The following is a 5,395-nucleotide window of genomic DNA, read 5'->3' on the forward strand; positions in this document are numbered from 1 at the left end:
GAACTCCCGTGAGAATCGCGATCGTCGGCGGTGGCCCGGGCGGCCTCTATCTCGCCGCGCTGATGAAGCAGCTCGACCCGGCCCACGAGGTCACCGTCTGGGAGCGCAACGCCCCGGACGTCACCTTCGGGTTCGGCGTCGTCTTCTCCGACGAGACGCTCGGCGGCATCGAGAACGCCGACCCCGAGTTCGCCGCCGCCATGGCCGAGCGCTTCGCCCGCTGGACGGACATCGACATCCACTTCCGAGGCCGCAGCCACACCGTCGGCGGGCAGGGCTTCGCCGCCATGAGCCGCCGGGAGCTGCTGCACCTGCTCCAGGAGCGCTGCCGCGGTCTCGGCGTCGACCTGCGCTTCGGCACGCCCGCGCCCGACGCCGCCGCCCTGCGCGCCGGCCACGACCTGGTGGTGGCCGGCGACGGCCTCAACTCCCAGGTCCGGCAGGCGCACGCGGACGTCTTCCGGCCCACCGTGGACACCCGCCGCAACAAGTACATGTGGCTCGGCACCGACCGGGTCTTCGAGGCGTTCCAGTTCTTCGTCAAGCAGACCGAGTGGGGGACCATGCAGGTCCACGGCTACCCCTACTCCGCCACCGGCTCCACCTTCATCGTGGAGATGCACGAGGACGTCTGGCGGCGGGCCGGCTTCGACACCGCCGAGGGCGCCGACCTCCCGCCGGGCGCCTCCGACGAGCCTGCCGTCGAGCGGATCCGCGAGCTGTTCGCCGAGGAGCTCGACGGCCACCGCCTCCTCGCCAACAACTCGAAGTGGCTCAACTTCAGCACCGTCCGCAACGAGCGCTGGCACCACGGCAACCTCGTCCTGCTCGGCGACGCCGCGCACACCGCGCACTTCTCCATCGGCTCCGGCACCAAGCTGGCCATGGAGGACGCCCTCGCGCTCGCCGCCTGCCTGCACGAACACCCGAGTCTGGACGAGGCGTTGGCCGCCTACGAGACGGAGCGGCGCCCGGTCGTCGAGTCCACCCAGCGGGCCGCCCAGGCGTCGCTGGAGTGGTTCGAGAACATCGGCATGTACGTCCACCAGGAGCCCACCCAGTTCTGCTTCAACCTGCTGACCCGCTCCCGCCGCATCACCTACGACAACCTGCGCACCCGGGACCCGCAGTTCGCCGACCGCGTCGACGCCGCCTTCGCCGAGGCCCAGGGCGCCGCCGAGGTCGTCCCGGCGATGTTCCAGCCGTTCCGGATCGGGCAGTTGGAGCTGAAGAACCGGGTCGTCGTCTCCCCCATGGACATGTACTCCGCCGTCGACGGTCTGCCCGGCGACCTCCACCTCGTCCACCTCGGCTCGAAGGCGATGGGCGGCGCCGGGCTGGTGATGACCGAGATGGTCTGCGTCTCCCCCGAGGGCCGCATCACCCCCGGCTGCACCGGCCTGTGGACCGACGCCCAGCGCGACGCCTGGAGCCGGATCGTCTCCTACGTCCACGAGAACACCACGGCCCGCATCGGCCTCCAGATCGGCCACTCGGGCCGCAAGGGCTCGACCCGGCTCATGTGGGAGGGCATGGACGACCCGCTGGAGGAGGGCAACTGGGACCTGCTCGGCCCGTCCGCGTTGCCCTACGGGCCCGCGTCCGCGATCCCGCGCGAGGCCACCCGGGCCGACCTGGACCGGATCACCGCGGAGTTCGTCGCCACCGCCCGGCGCGGCGCGCAGGCCGGCTTCGACCTGCTCGAACTCCACTGCGCCCACGGCTACCTGCTCTCCTCCTTCCTCTCCCCCCTCACGAACCGCCGCACCGACGAGTACGGCGGCCCGCTGGAGAACCGGCTCCGCTACCCCCTGGAGGTCTTCGACGCCGTCCGCGCCGTCTGGCCCGCGGAGCGCCCCATGAGCGTGCGGATCTCCGCCACCGACTGGGCGCCGGACGGCAACACCGAACACGACGCCGTCGAGATCGCCCGCGCCTTCATCGCCCACGGCGCCGACGCCATCGACGTCTCCACCGGCCAGGTCACCAAGGACGAGCGCCCCGCCTACGGCCGCTCCTACCAGACGCCGTTCGCCGACCGGATCCGCCACGAGGTCGCCGCCGCGACCGGCACCGCCGTCATCGCGGTGGGCGCCATCGCCTCCTACGACGACGTGAACTCCATCCTCATGGCCGGACGCGCCGACCTCTGCGCGATCGGCCGCACCCACCTCTACGACCCGCACTGGACCCTGCACGCCGCGGCCGAACAGAACTACCGCGGCCCGGCGGCGGACTGGCCCCTGCCCTTCCAGGCCGGGCGCCGCAAGCCGCCCACCTCCCGGACGGACGCCGTGCGGCCGCGGCTCACCCTGCTCCGGGCCGACGACACCGACCAGGCCGTCCACCTGCGCTGGACCCCGCCCCGTGAGCCGGCCCCCGTCGCCTGAGCCGGTGGACGGCACGGGCCTCGCCCGCGCCGTCCACCGGTGCCGCGTCGAGTGGATGGACACCGACGCCGCCGGCCACCACCACAACACCGCCGTCGTGCGCTACGTCGAGGCGGCGGAGGCCGAGCTCATGCGAGCGTGCGGCGTCACCGGGTACTTCGGCGCCGCGCCGCGCGTGCGCTACGAGGCCGACTTCACGGCCCCGTTGTGGTTCGGGCAGGAGGTGACGACGGTGCTCGCCGTCGAGCGCGTCGGGACCAGCTCCGTCACCTTCCGGTTCGAGGTGTGGGGCGAGCCGACCGACCGCGGCCCCCGGCAGCTCGCCGCCTCCGGCCGGTACGTGGCCGTCCACGTGCCCCGGGGCCGGCGCGAGAGCGCGCCCTGGCCGGAGGAATGGGTCACCGCCTGGAGGGAGTTCGCCACGCACCTGACGCCCGCCCCGGAGCCGGTCACCAGCGGCCGCGCGACGGTACGGAGTTGAGCTTGGCGGTGAGCGCCGACAGGAAGACCGGAAGCCTGTCCACCGCGGTCTTGGGGACCGGGGTGGTCTGCACCGTGTCCCGCACCAGGTCCTGCACCACGAGCGTGTAGGTGTCGCCTTCCTGAATCAGTTCGGCGGTGTAGAGCAGTGTCTCCATCAGAGGTCCTTCGGTTGTCGGTCGTCCCGGCGGGCGGAGGGCGGCGGGCCTACGCGCCGTTGAGCCAGGCGCCCCACGCGCGGACGGCCTTCTCCTCGTCCGCGCTCTCGGCGAACAGGTGGTGGCCCACCCAGATCGGCCAGTTCCAGGAGCTGCCGTCGAAGAACCGGTACAGCGCGTCCCGGCCGCGCAGACCGACGAAGTCGCGGCTGAGGTAGTCCACGACCACGTCCACCCGGCTGCCGTTCACGCCGTCCCCGCCCGGCAGGTCGAGCGAGAGCCGCTCGCCGACGGCCGTGCCGTCGGCGAGGCCGAGGCGTCGGCGCAGGGCCGCGAACTCGCCCGGGTCGGCGGTGGGTTCGGGGCGGTCGGCCTTGACGTAGACGGCCGGGCGGCCGGCGAAGTGCGTCAGGTACTCGGCCAGGCTGTGCTGGTAGAAGTCGACGTGCTTCTCGGCCGCGTCCGCCCTGGTGTCCCAGCCCGCGTCGACCGTGCCCTCGTGCACCCAGTGGATCCCCATGTGCAGCCGGCTCGTTCCGCCGTCGAGCCGCTCGATGTGGTAGCTGAGCGTGTTGGAGAAGCCGTCGTCCCTGGTCACCTTGGCGGCGAAGTGCCGCGGCGGCTCCCACTCCACGACGGTGCCCCCGCCGCGGGAGACGGCCCCGCCGAGGCGCGGCTCGATCTCCATGCGGTACAGCCAGCCGAGGTTGCCGGCACCGGTGGCGACCGCGTGCCAGACCTGCTCGGGTGCGGCGGGCAGGTTCTGCTCCCGGCGCACCTGGAACTCCCGGGCCATGGTCGGTTCTCCTTTTGCAGTCGATGAGGCGTTGGTCGAATGAGGTGTCAGAAGGTGAGGTGTGTCAGAAGGTGAGCGGGAGGGCGCTCAGCCGCCGTTGCAGTGGGTTGGGCCGCCATTCGAGGGTCGTCTCGTCGGACAGCCGCAGGTGCGGGAGCCGGCGGACCAGCGTGCCGAGGGCCACCTCGGCCTGGAGCTTGGCCAGCGGGCCGCCCAGGCAGAAGTGCGGGCCGTTGCCGAAGCTCAGGTGCCGGTTGCCGGTGCGCGCCAGGTCGAGCCGGTCGGGGTCGTCGAAGCGATCGGGGTCGCGGTTGGTCGACGCGAGGAACAGGTACACCAGCTCGCCCTCGCGCAGCGTCCGCCCGCCGATCGGGACGTCCTCGGCGACGACCCGGACGATCGCCTGGGTCGGCGTGTCGTAGCGGGCCAGTTCCTCGACGGCACTGCGGATCAGCGCCGGGTCCTCGCGCAGCCGGGCCAGCTGGTCGGGGTGGCGCAGCAGGGCGAGGGCGCTGTTGCCGATCAGGTGGGTGGTCGTCTCGTCGCCGGCGGTGATGAGGACAAAGCAGGTGGACAGGAGTTCCGCGGTGGTGAACCGGTCGTCCTGTGCCTGCGTGGCGACCAGGGCGCTGATCAGGTCGTCGCCCGGCTCGGCCCGGCGCAGGCGCACGAGCCGGTCGAGGTACTCCTCGCACTGGCCGATCGCCGCCTCGGCCAGGCCGATGTCCTCGGTCAGCTTGCCGAGACGGCCGAACCAGCTCTTGACCTGCGGGCGGTCCTCGGCCGGGATGCCGAACAGCTCGCAGACGACGGCGAGCGGCAGCGGGGAGGCGACGGCCTCGATCAGGTCCATGGCCGGCCCGGCGGCGACGGCCTGGTCGACCAGCCGGTCGACGATCGCCTGGACGCCGTCGCGCAGGGCCTCGATGCGCCGGGCGGTGAACGCCCGGTTGGCCAGCTTCCGCAGCCGGGCGTGGTCCGGCGGGTCGGTGTTGGTCATCACCCGGCCGAGCCGGTCGGTGAGCCGGCTGAGGGCCTTCAGGTTGCCGCCCAGGCCGCCGAAGGCGCGGGTCATCCGGTCCCGGTCGTTGGACAGCCGCAGGTCGCCCAGGGCCGCCTCGACGTCGGCGTAACGGGTGAGGTACCAGATGCCCTGGTCGCTGCGGTGGACCGGGCTCTCGCGGCGCATGCGGGCGTAGCACGGGTACGGGTCCCGGCGGACTTCGGGCGTGTTCAGCGCCGCCGCGAGGTCGCCGGGCCCGGCCGGGCCCGCGGCGGGGCGGGCGTCGGCCGGGGTGTCGGTGCCGAGGGTGTCGGTGCCCAGGGTGTCGGTGTCGGTCACGTCGGCCGCGCTACCGCTGGGCGTCCATGGCGTCGGCGAGGCTCCTGGGCCGCATGTCGGTCCAGGTCCGCTCGACGTACTCCAGGCAGGAGGCGTGCGTGTCGGGGCCGTGGGTGACGGTCCAGCCGGCGGGGACGTCGGCGAACTGCGGCCAGAGCGAGTGCTGGTTCTCGTGGTTGACGAGCACGAGGAAGGTGGCGTCCTGGTCGTCGAACGGGTTGGTCATGGG

General features: G+C 72.8%; 6 protein-coding genes. 2 read left to right on the top strand and 4 right to left on the bottom strand.

Translation table 11 applies throughout. From position 1 onward, the window contains the following. Positions 1-8 precede the first annotated feature (8 nt). The gene (locus F7Q99_RS33610) at positions 9-2,390 is read left to right on the top strand and encodes a bifunctional salicylyl-CoA 5-hydroxylase/oxidoreductase (RefSeq protein ID WP_195911381.1); all 2,382 of its coding nucleotides are present in this window, start codon (positions 9-11) and stop codon (positions 2,388-2,390) included. Positions 2,391-2,394: 4 nt separating this feature from the next. Beyond that, complete coding sequence (locus tag F7Q99_RS33615; RefSeq protein ID WP_326847443.1) at positions 2,395-2,871, top strand: acyl-CoA thioesterase; 477 nt, start codon at positions 2,395-2,397, stop codon at positions 2,869-2,871. Here F7Q99_RS33615 and F7Q99_RS33620 read toward each other — a convergent pair. The 4 genes from F7Q99_RS33620 to F7Q99_RS33635 all read right to left on the bottom strand — a co-directional run bounded on the left by F7Q99_RS33620 (position 2,840) and on the right by F7Q99_RS33635 (position 5,392). Beyond that, entirely contained in the window at positions 2,840-3,028 is a 189-nt protein-coding gene (locus tag F7Q99_RS33620) for a hypothetical protein (protein ID WP_153468840.1), read from the bottom strand. The genes F7Q99_RS33615 and F7Q99_RS33620 overlap by 32 nt on opposite strands. Before the next feature lie 49 nt (positions 3,029-3,077). Continuing rightward, positions 3,078-3,824 carry an SRPBCC family protein gene (locus F7Q99_RS33625; RefSeq protein WP_153468843.1) on the bottom strand — a complete coding sequence of 249 codons (747 nt, stop codon included), beginning with the start codon at positions 3,822-3,824 and terminating at the stop codon, positions 3,078-3,080. A gap of 64 nt (positions 3,825-3,888) precedes the next feature. Then, on the bottom strand, positions 3,889-5,166 hold the full coding sequence (locus F7Q99_RS33630; RefSeq protein ID WP_326847444.1) for a cytochrome P450 family protein: 1,278 nt from the start codon (positions 5,164-5,166) through the stop codon (positions 3,889-3,891). A 10-nt stretch (positions 5,167-5,176) separates the two neighbouring features. Next, the gene (locus F7Q99_RS33635) at positions 5,177-5,392 is read right to left on the bottom strand and encodes an MbtH family protein (RefSeq protein ID WP_153468846.1); all 216 of its coding nucleotides are present in this window, start codon (positions 5,390-5,392) and stop codon (positions 5,177-5,179) included. Positions 5,393-5,395: the final 3 nt, after the last annotated feature.

It is taken from the genome of Streptomyces kaniharaensis (assembly GCF_009569385.1).
GTDB classification, from domain to species: domain Bacteria; phylum Actinomycetota; class Actinomycetes; order Streptomycetales; family Streptomycetaceae; genus Kitasatospora; species Kitasatospora kaniharaensis.

What these genes read in the sequence shown, in the direction of transcription:
- F7Q99_RS33625 (WP_153468843.1), bottom strand. Translation starts at nt 3,824, where the DNA reads ATGGCCCGGGAGTTCCAGGTGCGCCGGGAGCAGAACCTGCCCGCCGCA.
- F7Q99_RS33635 (WP_153468846.1), bottom strand. Translation starts at nt 5,392, where the DNA reads ATGACCAACCCGTTCGACGACCAGGACGCCACCTTCCTCGTGCTCGTC.
- F7Q99_RS33620 (WP_153468840.1), bottom strand. Translation starts at nt 3,028, where the DNA reads ATGGAGACACTGCTCTACACCGCCGAACTGATTCAGGAAGGCGACACC.